The sequence below is a fragment of the Acidaminococcus intestini DSM 21505 genome, from assembly GCF_000425045.1.
Classification (GTDB): domain Bacteria; phylum Bacillota; class Negativicutes; order Acidaminococcales; family Acidaminococcaceae; genus Acidaminococcus; species Acidaminococcus intestini.
On the sequence record NZ_AULA01000034.1, the window covers coordinates 1 to 20,295 of the forward strand.

A 20,295-nucleotide genomic window follows, 5' to 3' on the forward strand; every position below is an offset into this window, starting at 1 on the left:
TCAACTTGGTCGGATTTATTCAGGAATACAACGATGGCAGGTACGCCAACCTGACGGGCAAGCAGGATGTGTTCGCGGGTCTGGGGCATCGGGCCGTCAGCTGCGGAAACAACGAGGATAGCGCCGTCCATCTGAGCAGCACCGGTGATCATGTTCTTGACATAGTCGGCGTGGCCCGGGCAGTCAACGTGAGCATAATGTCTCTTAGCGGTTTCGTATTCAACGTGAGAGGTGTTGATGGTGATTCCGCGTTCTCTTTCTTCCGGAGCCTTATCGATCATGTTGTAGTCCATGAACTGGGCGCCGCCCTTTTCAGCCAGCACTTTGGTGATGGCAGCGGTCAGGGTCGTCTTGCCATGGTCAACGTGACCAATGGTACCAATGTTGACATGGGGTTTTGTTCTTTCAAATTTCTCTTTAGCCATTTGATTACCTCCCAACGCTATGCTTGGTTTTTGAAAAGATTTTAAAAGAGCCCCGCTAGAAACGGGGCTGACTAAACTATGGTAGCGGCGCACGGATTTGAACCGCGGACAGGCCGGGTATGAACCGACTGCTCTAGCCAACTGAGCTACGCCGCCATGAGTGGAGCTGATGACCAGAATCGGACTGGTGACCTTATCCTTACCAAGGATACGCTCTACCGACTGAGCTACATCAGCATATGGTTGCGGGGGCTGGACTTGAACCAACGACCTTCGGGTTATGAGCCCGACGAGCTACCAACTGCTCCACCCCGCGATATTGGTGGAGGGAGAAGGATTCGAACCTTCGAAGCCAGAGGCGGCAGATTTACAGTCTGCTCCCTTTAACCACTCGGGAATCCCTCCACGGATTGTCATTACGAATAAATTGGAGCTGGCAAAAGGAATTGAACCCTCAACCTACTGATTACAAGTCAGTTGCTCTACCTATTGAGCTATGCCAGCCTCTGAATCCGTAACGTAGAGAATTATACCGGATGAAGAAGGAAATGTCAAGCCGCTTTTAAAAAATTCGTTTCTTTTTTTACAAACCTTTTAAAACTGGCATCCCATCTGGTTTTAACGGCAATCGATCCATACCTTTTCTCAGCAGTAGAAATACCAAAGGGTAAAGAGGGCAAGCAAAATGCGGTAGACGGCAAAGGATTTAAGTGTCGACCGGTTCAGGAACCCAATGAACCAAAGGATGGAAAAATAGGCAACTGCAAAAGCCACGGCAAATCCCAGGCCAAGGACGGCAAAATCGCCGCTGGAAAGGGCCGAAAGATTTTTCAGGAGTTCATAGAGGCAGGCTGCCACCATGATTGGAAGGGCCATGATAAAGGTGAAATCCGCCCCGGCTTTGCGGCTGACCCCTACTAACAAGGCCCCACCAATAGTAGAACCGCTGCGCGAAAAGCCCGGCCAAAGGGAAAGGAACTGATAGAAACCAATATAAAGCGCCTGCTTCAAGGAAATATGGTCCACATCCTGGACCAGTTCGGCCTCATGACCGCGGATCTTTCGCTCCGCAGCCATCATCAGGAGGGCCCCTAAAACAAGGCCAATGGCAACCGTAAAGGGAGAAAAGAGATATTTTTTGATAAAGGAATGGACGAGGAGAGCGAACGCCATGGTAGGGATGCACCCTGCAAGAACATGATAGGCACTCAGCCCTTTTCCCAGCTGCCAACCTTCTTTGGTGAAGAAACGGGCAAAACGTCCGCGATAAAGGACGAGGACAGAAAGGATGGCCCCTAACTGGATGACAACATCAAAGATCTTGGCCAGATTGCCATCAAAACCGATCATGTGTCCTACAATGATCATATGCCCCGTTGATGAAACAGGGAGAAATTCCGTAAGACCTTCCACAATCCCAAGAATCAGGGCACTTAGCATATCGCTCATGATTTTTCCTCCAAAAAGTTAATTCTTATCGTGCAATGTTGCCATTATACCCCTTTCCCCCGGTGAAAGAAAGAGCCAAACTTTAAACTTTCTCAAAACATTATGAGGGCCTCCACAGCCTTTTTTTCATCCCTTTCAAGCATGAAAAAAAGAGCTGCCAACATGCACTGCAGCTCTTTTCATTGAGGTCAATCCCCAAAGGAAATCCCAAGGTTCCTCCCTGCCCTGATAAGATCCGAATCAAGCGGTACCTGATGAGGTTTTCCCGCTACTTCTTCTATTGGGATGCGGACAATCTCCCCACTGGACAGGGCAACCATCACATTATAGGCCCCGGCAAGGCAGGCTTCCACGGCAGCCGAGCCATAACGAGTCGACAGGACACGGTCAAAGGCAGTCGGCGAACCGCCGCGCTGGAGATAGCCCAAGATTGTACAGCGAGCTTCGATACCCGTCTTCGCCTCGATTTCGTCGGCAAGTTTATTGCCCACGCCGCCCAGGCGCACCTGTTCAAAGCTATTTTTCACGAGACGGGCGACCGTCATCTTACCGCCCACTGGTTTGGACCCTTCGGCAACAACAATGATACTAAATTGCTTTCCTTGAGCCTGACGGGCCTTGACCTTCTCAATGACAGACTCGATCCGGTAGGGGATTTCCGGGATCAAGATTACATCCGCTCCGCCGGCAAGGCCGGAATGAAGGGCAATCCACCCCGCATAGCGCCCCATGACTTCAAGGACCATGACGCGGTGATGGGATTCTGCCGTGGTATGAAGGCGGTCCAATGCCTCTGTAGCCATCGCCATCGCTGTGTCAAAACCAAAGGTTCGCTCCGTCCCCGGCAGGTCATTATCAATGGTCTTGGGAACGCCGACGACATTGACCCCGCAGAAACGGTGCAGGTCATAGCCAATCTTGAGGCTTCCATCGCCGCCAATGACAATGAGGCACTCGATGCCATGGGCGTTAAGGTTTCTTACGACATCATCGCGCCGATCCTCATAAATGACATTGCCTGCTGCATCTTCACCAGCCGCATAATGGAAGGGATTATCCCTGTTTGTTGTACCAAGTACCGTCCCGCCGCGCGGCAGGATACCCGATACATCCGCCATGGACATTTTTTTCATATCATCCTGGATAAGCCCATGGAAGCCGTTGCGAATGCCATAGATCTCATAGCCATGGGTCACGGCCGTCTTCACGACGGCACGGATGACGGCATTGAGGCCAGGGCAGTCACCGCCTCCCGTAAGGACTGCCAGGGTTCCTCTTTTTTCTGCCATAAGGAGCCCCTCTTATTCTACCGTCCAGAGGGTGTAGTCAGCCGCGCTGATACGGATGGATTCGGTCCCGTCAAATTTATCATAGCAAAGGAGCCCATCCTTCACATATCCCGGCCAAGCAATGACCACTGTAAAGGCGCGCCCCAGTTCATCGAGGACGCTCTTGGGATCGATATTGAAGACAGGGATAAAAAGGGTCTGAATTCGATCCAACATGACCACATCGCCATGATGGCTAAGAAGTTCATTTTTCAGGACTTCCGGCGCGTTGACGCGTCTTTCACTGGGAAGAAGCTTCAGGAAATCTTCCGTAATAAGCAGACGGGTATCAATATAATCCCACCCCTTTGTTTCGGCTGCTTCACGCAGGACCTTGCTCTTACCGCTGCCCGGTTTGCCCGTCACAACAAGGACCTTGATTTCTTTTTCTGTCAGGCCTTCTACTTCTTTCAGGAATTCATCAAATTGACTCATGCGAATCGCCCTCCTTATAAAATGGTGCACCCATTGCTTTTTATTCTCTTGCCATCTTATTTCGCCGATATGCCAGCGTTTTCCTTTAAAGTGGTGCGGAAATTCTCTTTTTTCTGCCTTTGCTGTCCATATTGTATCATATGGTTCAATCTCTTTCAGCCACCTGTTTCCTTATTTGTGGAGCAGGTGCTCCTTGGCGGCCATGAGGAGGAGCCCCTTGTTGAGCGTGGCAAGGTCGAGTTCATTTTCCCTTGTGGAAAGGAACTTCTCCAATTTGCGTTTTACCCGCTGGAGCGCGTTGTCGATGGACTTTGTACTGCGTTCCATCTCGCTGGCAATCTCCTGATAACTTTTGTTGTCAAGATATGCGCACAAGGTTTCCCACTCCATGGCGCTCAGCATGGCTAAGACGTTCTTTTCAATATCCTTGAAAGCCTCCTGGTCTACGATGAGGTTTTCCGGGTCAACGCTGCGGCTGCCACCAAGCATATCCATCAAGGTCCGTTCCTTGCCGTCATCATAAAAAGGCTTATCGAGTGAAACGTAGGAATTAAGCGGCCGGTGCTTCTGCCGATTGGCCCCCTTGATGGCAGAAATGATCTGTCGGTTGATGCACAGCTCGGCAAACACCTTAAAGGACGCCTTTTGGTCAAAGCGATAATCGCGGATGGCTTTAAATAGGCCAATCATCCCTTCCTGGACGATATCATCCCGCTCCGCACCAGCCATATAGTAAAGGGACGTCTTTTTTTTCACCAGTTCCTTATAGCGAGCAAGCAGGATATCCTGGGCTTTCCCGTCCCCTTCCTCCTGGATCCTTTTTAAAAGGACCTCATCGGAAGGGCTCACTGCAGCCGGTTCCTTGGCCATCCCATCGCCTCCTTACACCTTGCGGGCACTGATGATGCGCTGCCTTGTAATTTCATATAAGAGGATGCCGCCTGCAACGGAAGCATTGAGGGACTGGACCTGTCCCAGCATGGGGATGCGGACAAGAAAATCACAGTTTTCCTTCACAAGACGCCCTACGCCTTTGCCCTCGGCACCGACAACAAGGACCAAAGGTCCGGTCAGATCGGCATCGAAATAAAGGTCCTTGCCATCCATATCAGCACCAACAATCCAAAATCCGCGCTTTTTCAGGTCTTTCATGGTCCGGACAAGATTGGTCACGGAAACGACGGGTTCATGTTCCAAGGCACCGGCTGAAATCTTTGCCACAACCGCCCCCAAAGGAGCACTTCGACGCTGGGGAACAATGACAGCATCGACACCGGCGGCATTGGCCGAGCGGATAAGGGCACCAATGTTCTGAGGATCCTGCAGTTCATCGAGAAGGAGCAAAAAAGGGACTTTTCCCTTTTGGGCCACCCCTTCCAGGACCTCATCAAGATCCCGAAATGCGACAGCAGAGCCAACGGCCACGACGCCTTGATGACGCACGTCAGGGCTTAAGCGGTCCAGGCGCTCCTTATTGACGCGTTCCACCGCCACATGGCGCTTGACACAGAGGGAAAGGATTTCTTCGAAGCTTCCCCCATGGCCGCTTTCAAGGACCAGGACTTTTTGAATGGGCCGCGTGCCGCGCAGGGCTTCCCTGACGGCATTGCGGCCAGCAATGATATCGGACATAACGGCTCCTTTGTTTTCCTAGGAAAACAAAGGAGCTGAAATCATTGTCATCATGGTTTCAGCTCCTTCTTACTTCTTACAGACCGAAAGGATTACTTGCTGGACGCAGCAATCTTTTCAGCAAATTCATAGCCAAACTTTTCAGCAGCCTTGATTTCTTCCGGCAGGGGGCGCCACTTGCAGGTATAGCCAGGCAGAAGCTCCATCCCGCTTGCCGTGATCGCGTCTTCCAGTTCCTTTTCCGCACCGCCGGCCCAGCCATAGGTTCCAAAAGCAGCAGCCTTCTTATCCGTCAGCTTCATGCCTTTGAGGTACATCATGAAAGCACCCATGGTCGGCATCATCACGCAGTTCTGCGTCGGAGAACCAACAAGGATAGCCTTTGCCGTCAGGACATCGCTCATGATGGCGGCTTTCTGCTCGCTCGTATAGCGGTACAGTTTAACACGCATCCCCTGGGCTTGGATGCCATCCATGATGGCCGTTGCCATGGCAGCCGTGCCGCCCCACATGGTGTCATAGACAATGATGATGCGGTCAAGGGCCTTCCCAAGGCTCCAGTCTTCATAAAGCTTCAGGATCTCTTCGATATGGCTGCGCCAAATGCTGCCGTGGCAGGAGCAGATCATGCGAAGCTTGAGACCCCGCACGGCCTTTACCGCGTTCGGGATGAGTTTCCGGAACGGGGTCAGGATGTTGGCATAGTAGCGCTGCGCTTCATAGAACATGTTCTCGACTTCCGTCTCGTCATCAAAGCGCTTGGAGCAGCAGTAATGCTGACCGAAAGCATCGCTGGAAAAGAGGATTTCTTCTTCCGGGCAGTAGGTCACCATGGAATCAGGCCAGTGGACCATGGGGATGGGAACAAAGGTCAGGCTCCGTTTCCCAAGGCTGATGCTTTCCCCCTTCTTCACGATCTGGCAGTTGAAGATATCGCCGTAGTGTTCCTTTAGTTCCGTGGCGCCCTGAGGCGTAATGAGGAACGTGGCATTCGGGCATTTCTGGGCAAGCAGCGGAAGTGAGCCGGAGTGGTCCGGTTCCACATGGTTTACGACAATGTAATCGACCTTCTGGGGATCGACGACTTCACTGATCTTATAAAGCTGGCGTTCTGCAAAAGGGGCCTTGACGCCGTCGATGAGGCAAACTTTCTCATCCATGATAAGGAACGAGTTATAGGTAACGCCCCGTGGTGTCGCAAAGCCGTGGAAATCAGAGCAGGTCCAATCGCGGATGCCCACATCAAAAATATCTTTGGAAATTTCTTCCGGTTTCATGGTTTACACCCCTCCGTATCGGTTAGTTATATCTATATCTAAGTTATTATACTATGACTTTCCCATAAAAACAATTTCAGGGAATAAAATTTTATCGGCCATGATGCCCTTTCATAAGAAAAAGGAAGAAGAAAGCTCGTAAGGCTCCCTTCTCCCCTTTTTAGTGCCCCATCAGGCCGTTTCCTTCAGATGGGCAAAATAACGTTTTGTTTCAGCCACGACAGCACCGGACAGTCCCAGGAGGGCAATCAAGTTTGGAATCGCCATGAGACCATTTACGATGTCAGCCAAGATCCAGATGGCTTCCAGCTTCAAGAAAGCGCCGAGGCCAATGAGGATGATGAAAATAATGCGATAAGGCATGATGCCCTTGACGCCAAATAGGTATTCAACGCAGCGTTCACCATAGTAGTTCCATCCCAAGATGGTGGTAAACGCGAACAGGACCAAGCCGACCATCAGGAGATAGCCACCCATCTGCGGATAGGCCTTGAGGAAGGTTGCGTTGGTAAGGGCCGCACCGTTAAGGTCCCCAGTCCAGAGCCCGCCAATGACAATCGTAAGTCCTGTCATGGTGCAGATGATGATGGTATCGATAAAGGTTCCCGTCATGGAAATCAGCCCCTGTTCAGCCGGCCAGTCCGTCTTAGCGGCAGCCGCAACGATCGGTGCGGACCCAAGACCCGATTCATTGGAAAAGACGCCGCGGGCAATCCCATTTCTCATGGCAAAGAGCACAGTGGCTCCGAGGAACCCGCCTTGGGCAGCCGTCGGCGTAAAAGCATCACGGAAGATTTCCCCGATGGCCATGGGAATCAGGTCATGGAACATAACCAGGATGCCTATGGTAGACAGCATGTAAAGGATGGCCATGGCCGGTACAATCCGGCTTGCAGCGGCAGCAATGCTCTGCAGTCCGCCCAAGGTTACAGCAGCAACAGCGATGGTCAGGATGGCCGCTGTGCCAGCAACAGGAATCCCCGCGTTGAGCTGGGTAATGTCAACGATGGAATTCACCTGGGCAAAGGTCCCGATACCAAAGTAAGCAACAAGGATTCCAAAGAAAGCGAAGGCTATGGCAAGGGGTTTGTACTTTTTCCCCAGACCCAGCTCAATGTAGTACATCGGGCCGCCAGAAATCTGACCTTTGGCGTCGACCGTGCGGTATTTGACAGCAAGGACACCTTCCGCGTATTTTGTTGCCATACCAAAGAAGGCGGCAATCCACATCCAGAAGATGGCTCCCGGACCGCCTGCTTTAACAGCTGTCGCGACACCGACGATATTCCCCGTACCAACGGTGGCTGCAAGGGCTGTACACAGGGCCTTGAAACTGTCAATGTCACCTTCGCCGGCGTTTTCCGCCTTGAAGATGAGTTGCAGGGCCTTGGGCAGGCGGGAAACCTGCAGGAAGCCCAGCCGCAAGGTGAGGAAAATCCCCGTCCCTACAAGCAGGACCAGGAGCGGCGGTCCCCAGACAAAGCTGTCGATGCTGTTCAAAAGTTCAATGTTCATGACTTCCCCTCCAATAAAATAGATAGATGAGTGCAGCCCCCTCCCTTTTTAGGGGAGAGGTTCGAGAAACGCTTCCTTCGTTTCCTTATGTAAAGTAAGTGCTGCCGTATGATAGGTGACAAGGGTGCTGCGATGTCCCACACTGATCAGCGTTGTCCGGGCAAGGCGGGACAGAAGAAGTTCATACATGGCCTTTTCTGTCTCCTCGTCAAGGGCGGATGTTGATTCATCCATGAAGAGCCAAGCTGGTTCATAAATGAGTGCCCTTACAAAGGCAAGGCGCTGCTGTTCGCCCACGGAAAAGACATGGGTCCAATCGGCTTCCTCGTCAAGGTGGTTGGCCAGATAGCCAATCCGGCAATCCTCCATGAGGGCGCGGATCCTGTCATCAGAGATCTGCCGAGTGCCCGGGTAAACAATAGCTTCCCGAAGCGTTCCCAGCGGCAGATAAGGTCGCTGGGGGATAAACATAAGACGGTCCTGCGGGGCAAGGGTGACCTTTCCCTTGGCAAATGGCCAGATGCCGGCAAGAGCCCTCAGGAAAGTACTCTTGCCGCTGCCGCTCGTGCCGCGGATAAGGATATGGGTGCCTGCTTGAACGGTCATTGTCAGGGGCTTTAGGATTGGCGAGCCGCTTGGAAGATCCACTTCAAACTGATCCAGGACCAACCTTCCTTCGTCCCCTACCATGCGAGTGACCTGGTTCTGTGTCTTTGTCATCCCTGCAGCCTCCAAATGGGTGCGGAAACTCGTCAAGCGGTCCACAACCGCCTGCCATTCGGCAAGCGTTGCATAGGCATCGACAAAATAGGATAGGGAATCCTGCACGCGTCCAAAAGCAGTCGCGACCTGCATCAGGCCGCCCAAGGTCAGTTCCCGTCTCAGATAGCGCGGGATGGCCACCACAAAAGGAAAGATGATGGCAATCTGGGAATACCCCGAATTAAGCCATACCAACTGTTTTTGCTTTTTGACAATCTTCCAAAAATTTTCCAAAAGGACGCGAAACCGTTCCAGAAAAACACTTTTTTCGTGGGGTTCCCCATGGTAGAAAGCTACACTTTCAGCATTTTCCCTAAGACGCATCATACTGAAGCGGAAATCGGCTTCATAGCGTTGCTGAACAAAATTAAGATTCACCAGCCGGTGACCGACCTTATGAATCAAGAAGGTTCCCAGACCCGCATAGCAGATGGCAACCCAAACCATATATCCGGGGATGGAAATCTCTTTTCCTAGGATTGAAACGACAAAAGGTCCTGAAAGGTTCCACAAAATTACAATAAAGGAAAGGAGCGTACAGATGGCTTTCATCAGGCCAATGGCAAGACTGAGGGTCCGTGTCACAAAAAGTGACACATCTTCGCTGATGCGCTGGTCGGGATTATCCATATCCTTCCCGAACATTTCGAGCCGGTAATAGGTCTTGGCAGACAGCCACTCCTCCACATACCGTCTTGTCAGCCAGCGGCGCCAGTTCACAATGAGGGTCTGCTGCAGATAATAGGCATAGACAGCAAGGATGATATAGCTAAAAGCAAGGATGGTAAACCGCCAGAGTTGGTGAAAAATCTCATCCACAGCGTAATCCTGGAGCGCCGTATAAAAAGAATTGTTCCATTCATTCAATAGGACAAGAACAAAGACAACGCCCAGATTGAGGACGACGATGGCTAAAAGAAGGCCATAGGCCTTCTTTTTTTCCTCGCTTTTCCAATAGCTTTTCGTAAGGTCCCAAACTTGATGGAGTAGTTTAATAGTTACGTTTGTTTTTTTCACGTGTTCGTCTCCTTACACTATTACGAATATTGGTATTATAATCCTTTAAAATATAAAAATAAAGCCTTTTCTCGAATTATTTTCTTATTATCATAAAAAACGTTTTCCTTTTAAAAAAAGTCCCCTGCTTCCTCAAAGAAAGCAAGGGACAGGACAAACTTATTCGTCATCGACAGAACCCACGGGGATATCCGGATGGAAGATCATTTCAATGACAAGGAAGAGGACCGGTACGAGGAAGATAGAAAGGAGCGTGGAACTCATCATCCCCCCGATGATGGCCGTACCAATGGAGATACGGGACCCGGATCCAGCGCCGGAGGCCCACGCAAGGGGCACAGCACCAATGACCGTTGAGAACGCCGTCATAAGAATCGGGCGCAGACGAACCTTGACCGTATCAATCAGAGCCGGCAGGATAGCACGGCCATTATCGACACGCATCTTTGCGTATTCTACGATCAGGATGGAGTTCTTGGCCGACAGACCAATGAGCACAATCATCCCGATCTGCATGTAGATATCGGCAGACAGTCCACGCAGATACTGGAATCCGACGCAGCCCATGACCGCCGTCGGCACACCAAAGATGATGCCAAGGGGCAGGGACCAGGATTCATAAAGAGCGGACAAGCAAAGGTAAACGAAAATCAGGGACACGGCAAAGATCATGTAGGACGAGGACCCTGCATCTCGTTCGTCACGGCTCTGGTCAACCCATTCATAGGTGTAGCCGCTTGGAAGATTCTGTTTCAGGACTTCATCGATGGCACTCATGGCGTCACCGGTGGAATAACCCGTTGCCGGACTGCCGGCAATCTTAGCGCCGCGGGCGTTATTGAAACGCGTAATAACCGGCGGTGCCTGAATTTCCTGCGAGGTTACGACGGCAGACAGCGGAATCAGGTCACCTGAAGTATTTTTCACAAAGATATTGGAAAGCTGTTTCGTATCGGCACGATATTTCTTATCTGCCTGGATGACGACTTTCCAGGTTTTCCCCAAGAGGTTGAAGTCGTTGACTTCACTGCCGCCGAGGTTTGCCTGAAGGGCCGTTGTTACGTTGGAAACAGGGATATTGAGACTTTCTGCCTTTTCGCGGTCGAGATGGAACTCGATGGATGGCGTGTTATCGGAAAATGTCGTATAGGCCATTCCAACTTCCGGACGCTGGTTAATGAGACCAAGGAGCTTATTAACATCCTGAGTCATTTCGCTGGTGTCCTTACCGACCGTATCCATGATGTAAAGGCTGAGGTTACCCGTATTGCTCATGCCCGGCAGGACAGCCATGTTGAAGGCGCGCACCGTGGCTTCCGGTGCATCGGCACCCATCGCCGCTACCTTATTGATGATTTCCTGGACCGACTGACCGTTCTTGCCTTCACGATCCCCAATGTCATTGAGCTTAACCGGGATGAGGACCCCGTTTGGCTGACGCGTCGAGGACAGGACATCGATACCGATGATCTGCATGACGTGACGGACGCCGGGAATCTCAGCAATCTTGGCTCCGAAGGATTCCGTAAAGGCCATGGACCGGTTCGTAGAAGCAGCCGCTGGCAGAGAAGCCGACACCAGCATGAAGGACTGGTCTTCATCCGGCACGTAAGCCGTCGGGATCATCTTGAAGAAGAACCCAATCAGGCAGAAGACAACGAGCATGCCGGCAAGCCCTACTTTATAATGGCTCAACAGTTTTTTCGAAAGGCCGACATATTTTTCCGTCGCCCATTCAAGGGCGCGGTTAAATACATCAAAGAGTTTCCCAATCGGCCCCGTAGCTTTCTTGAGGTCCTTTTTCGGCTTGATGACAAGCGCGCTGACAGCTGGTGACAAACTCATGGCAACGACAGCGGAAAGGGATAGGGCGACCACGATGGTAAGAGCGAACTGTTTATACAGAACGCCCGTTGCCCCGCCCATAAAGGAAACTGGCAGGAACACGGCAAGGAGCACGAAAGCCGTTGCCACAATAGCGCCCGATACGCTGCGCATAGCGGCGAAAGTGGCTTCCTTTGGACTCATGCCCATTTCATCGACGTTATATTCAACGGCTTCGACAACAACGATGGCGTCATCGACGACGATACCAATGGCCAGCACCAAAGCAAACAACGTCAAGGTGTTGATGGTAAAGCCAAAGATATAGAAGGAAGTAAAAGTTCCCAAAAGGGAAACCGGAATGGCAAGGACCGGAATCAGCGTGGCCCGCCAGCTCTGGAGGAAGATCCAGGTAATAAGGACAACAAGGAGCAGGGTTTCAATGAAGGTCACCCCGACTTCCTTCAGGGATTCCTTAACGTATTCCGTATTATCCTGAACGATTTCAATCTTCATGTCCGGTGGGAAGTTCTTTTCCGCTTCCTCAAGGACTTTCTTGATGGCAGCAACCGATTCCAAGGAGTTGGCATCGGAGTTCAGCTGGATGGCGTACTGCATGGCAGGAATCCCATCCAACCGGCCAACAACCCCGTCACTGCGCTTGCCATACTCGACGCGGGCAATGTCACGCAGATGGAGCAGCTGTCCATTGTTGTTTTTTAGAACAATATTGCCAAATTCCTCTTCCGTCTTGAGTCGGCCCTGCAGACGGGCGGAATACTGGAATTCCTGATCGTTTTCTGTAGGACGGGCCCCGATGGAACCAACCGGTGCCTGAATGTTCTGGCTGGTAATGGCCGACTTGACATCGGCGGCCGTAAGGCCATTTTGGGCCATCTTCATCGGATCGAGCCAAACACGCAGGGACAGGTCCGGACCATATTCGTTGACTTCGGAAACCCCATCCACACGTTTCAAGGCATCGACGAACTGCGTCGTGCCATAGTTTTTAAGAAAGAGTTCATCATAAGTCCCATTCGGCGACAACAGGGAGAAATACATGATGGTCTCTTCTGCCTGCTTACTGGTCGTTACGCCATAGCTTGTTACTTCGCTCGGCAAGGACGCATTGGCCTGGGCCACGCGGTTCTGGACCTTGACCATATCCATGTCATCATCCGTACCGAGATCGAACTTGATATCAAGGGTGTAGTTCCCATCGTTATCACTGGTGGAACGCATGTCGACCATGTTGTCAACGCCGTTGACTTCTTTTTCAATTGCCTGGGCAACCGTCTGCTCTACAACCTCAGCGTTGGCACCAACGTAGTTCGTTGATACGGAAATACGGGGGTTGGAAATCTGCGGATACTGGGCAACAGGGAGACTGACGGCGGAAATGGAACCGACAAGGGCGATGATGATGGAGATAACGCAGGCAAAAACAGGATGTTCAATAAAGAATTTTGCCACTTCCTAGACCTCCTTGTCAGCTTGCGCTCCCAGCGCTGGAAGAATCACTCGACGTGTCGAGTTCATCTTCCGTCATGGTTACGGGATCAACCTTACTGTCCTTATTTAGTTTCTGTACGCCTTCAACCACAACAGTTTCCGTACCGTCAAGACCGCTCTTGACGAGCCACAAACGGCCAATGCGGGCGCCAAGTTGGACTTCCTTCATAGAAACGCTGTTGTCAGCATTGACGACATAGACATAATGCTTATAGAGCAGATCCGTAACAGCCCGCTGAGGAACAAGGATGGCTCCAGGTTCCGTCGAACCCACAACGGAAACATTGGCAAACATACCAGGAAGGAGCAGATGATCCGGATTCTGGAAGAGTGCCTTCAAAGTCAAGGTACCCGTTGAATCACTGACGGAACGGTCGACCTGATCGACATATCCCTTATAGGCATAAGTAGATCCATCGGCGAGGGTCAGCGTAATGTCACGCAGCTGATTGCCGTTGTCCGTATTGCCCTTCAACATATCAAGGTAATCACTTTCGGAAACGGAAAAACGCACCCGCATGGGATCGCTGTTGGAAAGGGTCGTAAGGACGGTGGAGTTGGCCGTTACAAATTCCCCTTCAGCCAGTGTATTCGTATCGATTTTCCCTGCAAAGGGAGCTACGATTTTTGTATCGCTGACGTTTACCTGGGAACTTGTCACAAGGGCCTGGTACGCATTGACGCTGGCCTGAGCCTGTTCAAGCGCCGTATTGTACTGGTCTGCTGTCTGTTTGGAAACAGCTCCTTCTTCGTAAAGGCTCTGGTAACGGGCTGCATCACGCTGGGCATTGGCAAGGGAAGCCTGGGCATTGGCTAGATTGGCCTGAGCATTGAGCACATTGGCTTCATAGGCCCGAGGATCGATTTCGTAAAGAAGCTGTCCGGCTTCAACATAATCGCCGCCATTGACATACTTCTTGATAATGGTTCCTGTGACTTTTGACTTAATGGAAACCTGATCCTTTGCTTCAACAAAACCGGTGTACTCATAGGTCAGCGGTGTATCACGCTTGATGGCCTGCATGACCTTGACCTTGACAGCGCCACCAGGAGCGGCTGTTTTCTTGCTGCAGCCGGCAGCTCCCAAGGCAACGAGAAGTGCCAGCCCTAGAGCCATGGCTTTCTTTTTTCCTAGCATTGAAACTCCTCCTAAAATCCTTCCTTGCTGAAGGAAGTGCCCCTAAAGAGGCACTTCCAGCAAGGGAAAGTAAACTGAATCGACAAAAATTCCTATACATTATACCCTATGAAGAGGGTCCCTTCAAATCTCGGATTCTGTTGTTTTTACTTTCCGTTCTTCTTTTTTCTCGGCATTTCTTTCTTTTTCTTCTTTTGACTGGCTAGTCAAAAATTCTTCTTCAAGACGATTCTTGATCATGAAAGGCAATACCTTGTCTTCTTCCAGATCAAATTCCCTGTTGTCGCCATAAAACAGTCCCAACACGGCACCATCATAGTAGAATCCTTTCACGTCTTTTTCCGTGAGGGAAACCCCGGACGCTTGGGCTTCATTGCGAACCATGGTCCAGAACTTGCCCGCAGGCCGGACAAGATCCTTAAGTTCCACCGCTTCCCCGGTCCGCAAATCAAAATTGAAACCTTGGATGATGGGTTCATTCATCTCATGGTCGGAGTAAAGACCCATGACGAGGATACTGGCATAGTTTTTCCCTGCGTACTTCACATCATAGGAAAGATGGAGCCTACTTCCAAAGCTGGCATCGCGGATCTTGCTGCGATAGAACATTTCCATAGCATGGTTCATTTTCCAAGCAAGTTTTGCATCGAACTTTTGGAAATGAGGATAATAGAGATTGCCCACAGGGGTATCAAGAGGCAGAGGGATGATTTCATATCCTGATTTGCCCTTGACGCGGTCACTTGTCTGATAAGCCGGTTTCGTATAGAGCTCGGTCCTGAAGGAAACATCTTGGACCTGCCACGTACCGGCCCGATAAGCCCACAAGGTCCTCACATAGCCAATGGGCGCGGCCTGAACAGCACCAATGACCTTCTGCGTCGTAATGAGGGCATCCACCCCATCGCCATCCGTATCCATGGGAATGAGTTCACTGATGCCCTGAGCGTAAGGCCGCTGACCGGAAGGAAGGACACGGCCCGTTTCATCAAAGACGTTCAGTGTGTGGTAGGCATCTTCATTGCGGGAAAGATCGACGACGACTTCCTGCATCTTCCCGGGCAGATTAGGGAACTGGAGGCGGGCCCGATAACCGTCAAGATAGGTTCCTACAATCTGGACACCCCGGTTATCGGCAGCGGTAAAGATTTCATCCGGTTTCTTCCCGGTAAAATCAAGGATACGGAAATCCACCATACCGCTCGTGCCGCCCGTAGGAGCCGCGACGATGACATTGGGTGCGCCGCTGCCGGTCACATCAGCCAGCATGAGATAGGGATCATAACCGCCTAGGTTTTGGGGCCGGATGAAATATTTCACATCCTTTTTCCCGACTTCCTTGACAACAATATAAAGGTCCCCCATAAAAGAGGATTTTTCAACAACGGGATTGCCTAAAAGATCCACAACCTCTTCCTTCCCATCGCCGTCGACATCTCCAATGGCTTCGCTGATGAGCTGGCCGCGCTGAAGCTTGAGTTCCACTTCACGGACCGCCTTCTTGAAAGGAGGCTTGACAGGCACATTGCTGATGGGAGCTGACAGATTTTTTTGATTGGTCTTTCCCTCTACAGGTGCGGTTCCCTTTTTGGCGGCTTCCTTTTGGCTCCACCCCTCAGCCGCTGTACGGGCGGCTTCCGGAAGAGGTGCTTTTCCTTTAGGAGAGGCTGCTTCCCCCCAAAGGGCGGGCATTCCCAAAAGTCCTGCAAGGACCATGGTAACAAAGGTATGTTTCCTGCAATTCATATCAATAAAACCTCCTCTGCGATGTAGAAGAAAAAGTCAAATTCTTGATGATTGATCTATTATGAACACTTATTTTCTCATTATACTATAGGCCTCACAGAAAAGCACGGGCACGGCCATATTTTTCTTTCTGCAAGGGGGCGTCTGTTTTTTTAAAAAATTCTGTATTTTCCCTTTACAGAAAGTTCCAAGACGCCTATACTTAGAGTCACGTGAGTCCGGAGGACAGTCTCCTCCCCAAAGAAAAGGAAGGTACCTATTATGACCCAGTATGAAGCCATTACGCCTGACATCCTCGATGAACTGAAGGCCATTTCTGGTCACCGTGTCATCGTCGGTGAAGAAATCAATCCTGACTACACACATGATGATATGCCCATCTACGGCCTTGCCATGCCGGAAGTAACCATTGACGTCACGTCAACGGAAGAAGTTTCAGCCATCATGAAAGTCTGTGCCCGCCATCATATCCCCGTCACGGTCCGCGGCGCGGGAACGGGCCTCGTAGGGGGATGCACCCCGGTCCAAGGGGGCGTCGTTTTGTGCACCATGCGCATGAACAAGATCCTTGGTTACGACGAGGAAAACATGAATGTCCGCGTCGAAGCAGGGGTTCTTTTGGCAGACCTTGCCAAGGACGCTGAATCCCGGGGCTTTTTCTATCCGCCCGATCCAGGTGAGAAGTTTGCCACCTTGGGCGGCAACGTATCAACCAACGCCGGCGGGATGCGGGCCGTCAAGTACGGAACGACGCGGGACTACGTAGAAGCCATGACCGTTGTCCTGCCAAGCGGGGAAATCATGCACGTAGGCGCGCCTGTATCCAAATCCTCATCGGGATATAGCCTGCTCCACCTGATGATTGGTTCAGAAGGAACACTGGGCATCATTACGGAACTGACACTGAAACTCATTGCGCCCCCAGCCTGCCACTGTTCCCTTATCGTCCCCTTCGAAAACCTTGCTGACGCCATTGGCTCAGTTCCTGAAATCAAGCACTCGAACCTGAAACCCCAGGCCCTGGAGTTCTTTGAAAAGGAAATGCTTGAAACCACGGAAGCCTACATGGGGACAAGCGTTTTTCCGAAAGTGGTGGAAGGAACCGAAGTCGGCGCCTATCTTCTCATCACCCTTGATGCCGATCACAACGATGAATTGGACCGTCTCGTAGAACAAGCGGCCGAAATGCTCCTGGAAAAAGGCGCTCTTGACGTCCTTGTTGCCGATGTTCCAATGTATCTTGAAAAGACCTGGGCAGCCCGCTCCAGTTTCCTTGAAGGGATTGAATCAATCTATAACCTCATTGATGAATGTGATGTGGTCGTCCCCGTTTCAAAGATTCCGGACTTTACCCTCTACATCCGGGAAATTGCGGAAGGCTTTTCCTTTGACATCCGTATGTTCGGCCATGCCGGCGATGGCAATATCCACGTCTATGCCTGCAAAAAAGGCGCCCGTGAAGACATCCTGCCCTTCAAGGAAGAAACAGAACGTTTCATGCACGCCCTCTACGCCAAAGCGTCCGAATTGGGCGGCCAGATTTCCGGAGAACACGGGATTGGTCTCGGCAAACGGGCTTACCTTGCGGAAAACCTGGGTCCCCTTCCCATTGCCCTTATGCAGGGCATCAAGCTGGTCTTTGATCCAGACCTTATCCTGAACCCCAATAAAGTTTGCTTCTAATCATATAGCAAAAAGGCGAAAGAACCCATCCGGTTCCTTCGCCTTTTTTATTATCCCCAAACCGTCTGGGCAATGTCGCGCACAAGGGCAATCTTCTTCCACTGATCCTCTTCCGTCAGCTTGTTTCCGATTTCCGTCGACGCAAAACCGCATTGGGGGCTTAAGCTGAGCCGTGAAAGCGGAACATACTGGGCCGCTTCCTTGATGCGTTCCCGGATACGTTCCGGATCTTCAAGGTCAGGACGTTTGGTCGTCACAAGGCCCAGGACGACCGTCTTATCTGGTGATACATAACGCAATGGAGCGAACCCACCGGAACGCTCGTCATCAAATTCAAGATAGAGGGTATGAACCTTTTCGCGAGCAAAAAGAAGGGGCGCAATGGGCAGATATCCGCCTCGGGCCGCCCAAGTCGAATGGTAGTTACCGCGGCACACATGGGTCGAGATGACAAGGTCAAAGGGCTGGTCCTCCAGGACTCGGTTATTGATGGTAAGATGACGTTCAGCAATGACCTTAAGATTTTCAGTCCCGCCCTGGCGCTGGGTCCAGTACTTCGTGTCACAGAGCATGGCCCACGTACAATCATCCAGCTGCAGGCAGCGGCAGCCAGCATCATAAAGGTCACGGATCACGGTTCGATAAGCGGCGACAATATCATCGATGAGCGCGTCCTCGTCAGGATAGATTGCTTTTGTGACCGCGGCGTTTTCCTCCCGGTAAAGCTCATCAAGCAAATGCGCCGGAGCAGGGAGAGTTTCCTTTACCACTGTATTTTGATAGGCAAACTGTTGGGTAAAGCGGAAATCATCGACGATGGGATGATGGTCCCCAGAAAGCTTTCCCGTAAGGACTGCTGTATCCCGGCCTGTTTCCTCCCCTTCGAAGAAATAGCCATGGGAAAGGGTTTCCCGCTTGATTCCGCCAAGGCCCCACATAAAATCAAGGTGCCAATATTCGCGGCGAAACTCCCCATCCGTCAGGGTGCGCAGGCCAAGAGCCTTTTCCTTGCTGATGAGTTTGCGGATTTCCTCATCTTCCACGCGGCGCAGGCCAGCCTGACCGAGGGCGCCGGAGCGGAACGCCTCACGTGCCTTTTTGAGGCGTTCCGGACGCAGGAAACTGCCTACAATATCAAAATGAACGGGATTCTGTACAGCCATGATGATTCCCCCTTACGGTGATGATGGAATCCATTCTAACGCAATGCTTTTTATTTGTAAAATAGGCTTTTTATACCATTTCCTATAACTTTAAAGCATAGCAAAAAGACGGTCCCCTTTTGGGTCCCGTCCCTTCCTTTTTTATTATTGTGTCTTTTCGGCAAAGTAATGCGGTGAATCGCCCCACTCGCCAAATCCGACTTTATCCCCAATAGAGGCCACCCGACCGGCAAGGCAGTGCTTACACTGATCCGGGGAATCCTCAACGCAGGGTTTGTTGTCGTAAAGCAGATACTGAGGGCGGAACTTCGGCAGCGTTACAAGCGGCATGAGGATATTGGCTCCTGCCAAAAGCCCCAGTTCCCGTCCCAAGGGATTCAGGGCCTGAAGCGCCGTAGTAGCGGCGATATTGACGTTCTTAAGGTAAAGACGCGTCACGGCAATCATATTAAGACCCAGGATAAAGCGCTGGTTCTGTGCTTCTTTGCTGTCACCGCCGGCTGCAAGGACATGTTTCCCAATCGGTGTATTGTGGTGAACGACATAAGGACCCATACCGATCATATCGATATCCATATGGCGGAAAAATTCGATATCGCAGGCCAGGTCATCCAAGGTCTGCCCCGGCAGCCCCATCATGTCTCCGGTTCCTACCTGGTAGCCAATCTTTTTGAGCGTCTTTAGGCAGTCACGACGCACTTCCCACTTATGGTGCCCATCTTGGGGGTGAAGGGTCCGATATAAGGCAGGATTGCTCGTTTCAATGCGCAGAAGGTAGCGATGGGCCCCCGCTTCAAACCAGCGTCGGTAGGTTTCTTCCGTCTGCTCCCCAACACAAAGCGTAAGGCCCAAGGCACCGCCGCCAATTTTTTTGATATCCAGGATCAGACGTTCCACGTAGGCAATGAATTCCTCGTCCTGACGCTCCCCACTCTGCAGGGTCAGCGATCCGTAACGCTCATCATAAGCCCATTTGGCCATGGCAAGAAGATCTTCATAAGGCGTGTCAAAGCGTTCCACCTCTTCATTATCCCGGCGGATGCCGCAGTATTTGCAATTCTTGATACAGCGATTGGAAAATTCCAAGAGGCCCCGGTAATGGTCAACATTACCAATATATTTGAGTTTTACGGCATAAGCCGCATCATAAAGTTTCTTTCGCTGTCCCGCGTCCGTTGTCCCCAGAAGGGTCACAAGGTCACTATGGGTCAAGGTTTCTTTCTGTAAGATTGCATCAATGGTCACAACGGTTCTCCTATCTTCCATCAAGTGACGTTATTGTATATGGAAAGAGGGCGGCCTGTCAAATGTTGGCCTTGGAAATTGGGCGAATTCAAGGGAAAGGTAAGCCCGTTCTATCATTAAAAAAAATGGAGGAATCAATGGGCT

Annotated in this window: 15 protein-coding genes and 5 tRNA genes; 1 reads left to right on the forward strand and 19 read right to left on the reverse strand. The window is 51.2% G+C overall.

The annotated features are described in order from the left end of the window. The 17 genes from H503_RS12030 to H503_RS0109485 form a co-directional block, all read right to left on the reverse strand. Positions 1–425: GTP-binding protein (locus H503_RS12030; protein ID WP_035196300.1), on the reverse strand; the 425-nt coding region annotated here is incomplete at its 3' end. 79 nt (positions 426–504) lie between these two features. Further along, positions 505–581, reverse strand: a tRNA-Met gene (locus tag H503_RS0109410). Between the two features lie 5 nt (positions 582–586). Beyond that, positions 587–662 (reverse strand) — tRNA-Thr (locus tag H503_RS0109415). 3 nt (positions 663–665) lie between these two features. Beyond that, a tRNA-Met gene (locus tag H503_RS0109420) sits at positions 666–741 on the reverse strand. A 4-nt stretch (positions 742–745) separates the two neighbouring features. Beyond that, positions 746–830, reverse strand: a tRNA-Tyr gene (locus H503_RS0109425). Positions 831–853: 23 nt separating this feature from the next. Next, positions 854–929, reverse strand: a tRNA-Thr gene (locus tag H503_RS0109430). 141 nt (positions 930–1,070) lie between these two features. Next, a complete protein-coding gene (locus H503_RS0109435; protein ID WP_014129084.1) occupies positions 1,071–1,874 on the reverse strand; it encodes an undecaprenyl-diphosphate phosphatase in 804 nt (267 codons plus the stop codon). 188 nt (positions 1,875–2,062) lie between these two features. Next, positions 2,063–3,163 (reverse strand): 6-phosphofructokinase, encoded by a 1,101-nt coding sequence (locus tag H503_RS0109440; RefSeq protein ID WP_009015197.1) that lies wholly within the window; start codon positions 3,161–3,163, stop codon positions 2,063–2,065. 12 nt (positions 3,164–3,175) lie between these two features. Next, positions 3,176–3,637, reverse strand: a complete 462-nt coding sequence (brxF, locus tag H503_RS0109445; RefSeq protein ID WP_014129085.1) for a BREX-3 system P-loop-containing protein BrxF — start codon at positions 3,635–3,637, stop codon at positions 3,176–3,178. Positions 3,638–3,808: 171 nt separating this feature from the next. Beyond that, a complete protein-coding gene (gene sigH / locus H503_RS0109450; RefSeq protein WP_009015195.1) occupies positions 3,809–4,507 on the reverse strand; it encodes an RNA polymerase sporulation sigma factor SigH in 699 nt (232 codons plus the stop codon). 12 nt (positions 4,508–4,519) lie between these two features. Further along, a complete protein-coding gene (gene rlmB, locus H503_RS0109455) occupies positions 4,520–5,269 on the reverse strand; it encodes a 23S rRNA (guanosine(2251)-2'-O)-methyltransferase RlmB (RefSeq protein WP_009015194.1) in 750 nt (249 codons plus the stop codon). 92 nt (positions 5,270–5,361) lie between these two features. Further along, a complete protein-coding gene (locus H503_RS0109460; RefSeq protein ID WP_009015193.1) occupies positions 5,362–6,546 on the reverse strand; it encodes an FprA family A-type flavoprotein in 1,185 nt (394 codons plus the stop codon). 171 nt (positions 6,547–6,717) lie between these two features. After that, complete coding sequence (locus H503_RS0109465; RefSeq protein ID WP_014129086.1) at positions 6,718–8,061, reverse strand: alanine/glycine:cation symporter family protein; 1,344 nt, start codon at positions 8,059–8,061, stop codon at positions 6,718–6,720. A gap of 48 nt (positions 8,062–8,109) precedes the next feature. After that, positions 8,110–9,840 (reverse strand): ABC transporter ATP-binding protein/permease, encoded by a 1,731-nt coding sequence (locus H503_RS0109470; RefSeq protein ID WP_009015191.1) that lies wholly within the window; start codon positions 9,838–9,840, stop codon positions 8,110–8,112. A 159-nt stretch (positions 9,841–9,999) separates the two neighbouring features. After that, positions 10,000–13,137: an efflux RND transporter permease subunit gene (locus H503_RS0109475; protein WP_016459922.1), complete on the reverse strand. Its 3,138-nt coding sequence runs from the start codon at positions 13,135–13,137 to the stop codon at positions 10,000–10,002. Between the two features lie 16 nt (positions 13,138–13,153). Continuing rightward, positions 13,154–14,314, reverse strand: coding sequence for an efflux RND transporter periplasmic adaptor subunit (locus H503_RS0109480; RefSeq protein WP_009015189.1), 1,161 nt, complete (start codon positions 14,312–14,314; stop codon positions 13,154–13,156). 123 nt (positions 14,315–14,437) lie between these two features. Beyond that, positions 14,438–16,060 (reverse strand): hypothetical protein, encoded by a 1,623-nt coding sequence (locus H503_RS0109485; RefSeq protein ID WP_022227162.1) that lies wholly within the window; start codon positions 16,058–16,060, stop codon positions 14,438–14,440. Between the two features lie 261 nt (positions 16,061–16,321). Between H503_RS0109485 and H503_RS0109490 the strand changes: the two genes are divergently transcribed. Continuing rightward, positions 16,322–17,743: an FAD-binding oxidoreductase gene (locus tag H503_RS0109490; RefSeq protein WP_009015187.1), complete on the forward strand. Its 1,422-nt coding sequence runs from the start codon at positions 16,322–16,324 to the stop codon at positions 17,741–17,743. A 50-nt stretch (positions 17,744–17,793) separates the two neighbouring features. On the opposite strand, the gene H503_RS0109495 is transcribed toward H503_RS0109490, so the two are convergent. Next, the gene (locus H503_RS0109495) at positions 17,794–18,906 is read right to left on the reverse strand and encodes a 5-methyltetrahydropteroyltriglutamate--homocysteine S-methyltransferase (protein ID WP_009015186.1); all 1,113 of its coding nucleotides are present in this window, start codon (positions 18,904–18,906) and stop codon (positions 17,794–17,796) included. Positions 18,907–19,050: 144 nt separating this feature from the next. Continuing rightward, positions 19,051–20,172 (reverse strand): [FeFe] hydrogenase H-cluster radical SAM maturase HydE, encoded by a 1,122-nt coding sequence (gene hydE / locus H503_RS0109500; RefSeq protein WP_014129089.1) that lies wholly within the window; start codon positions 20,170–20,172, stop codon positions 19,051–19,053. Between the last annotated feature and the right edge of the window lie 123 nt (positions 20,173–20,295).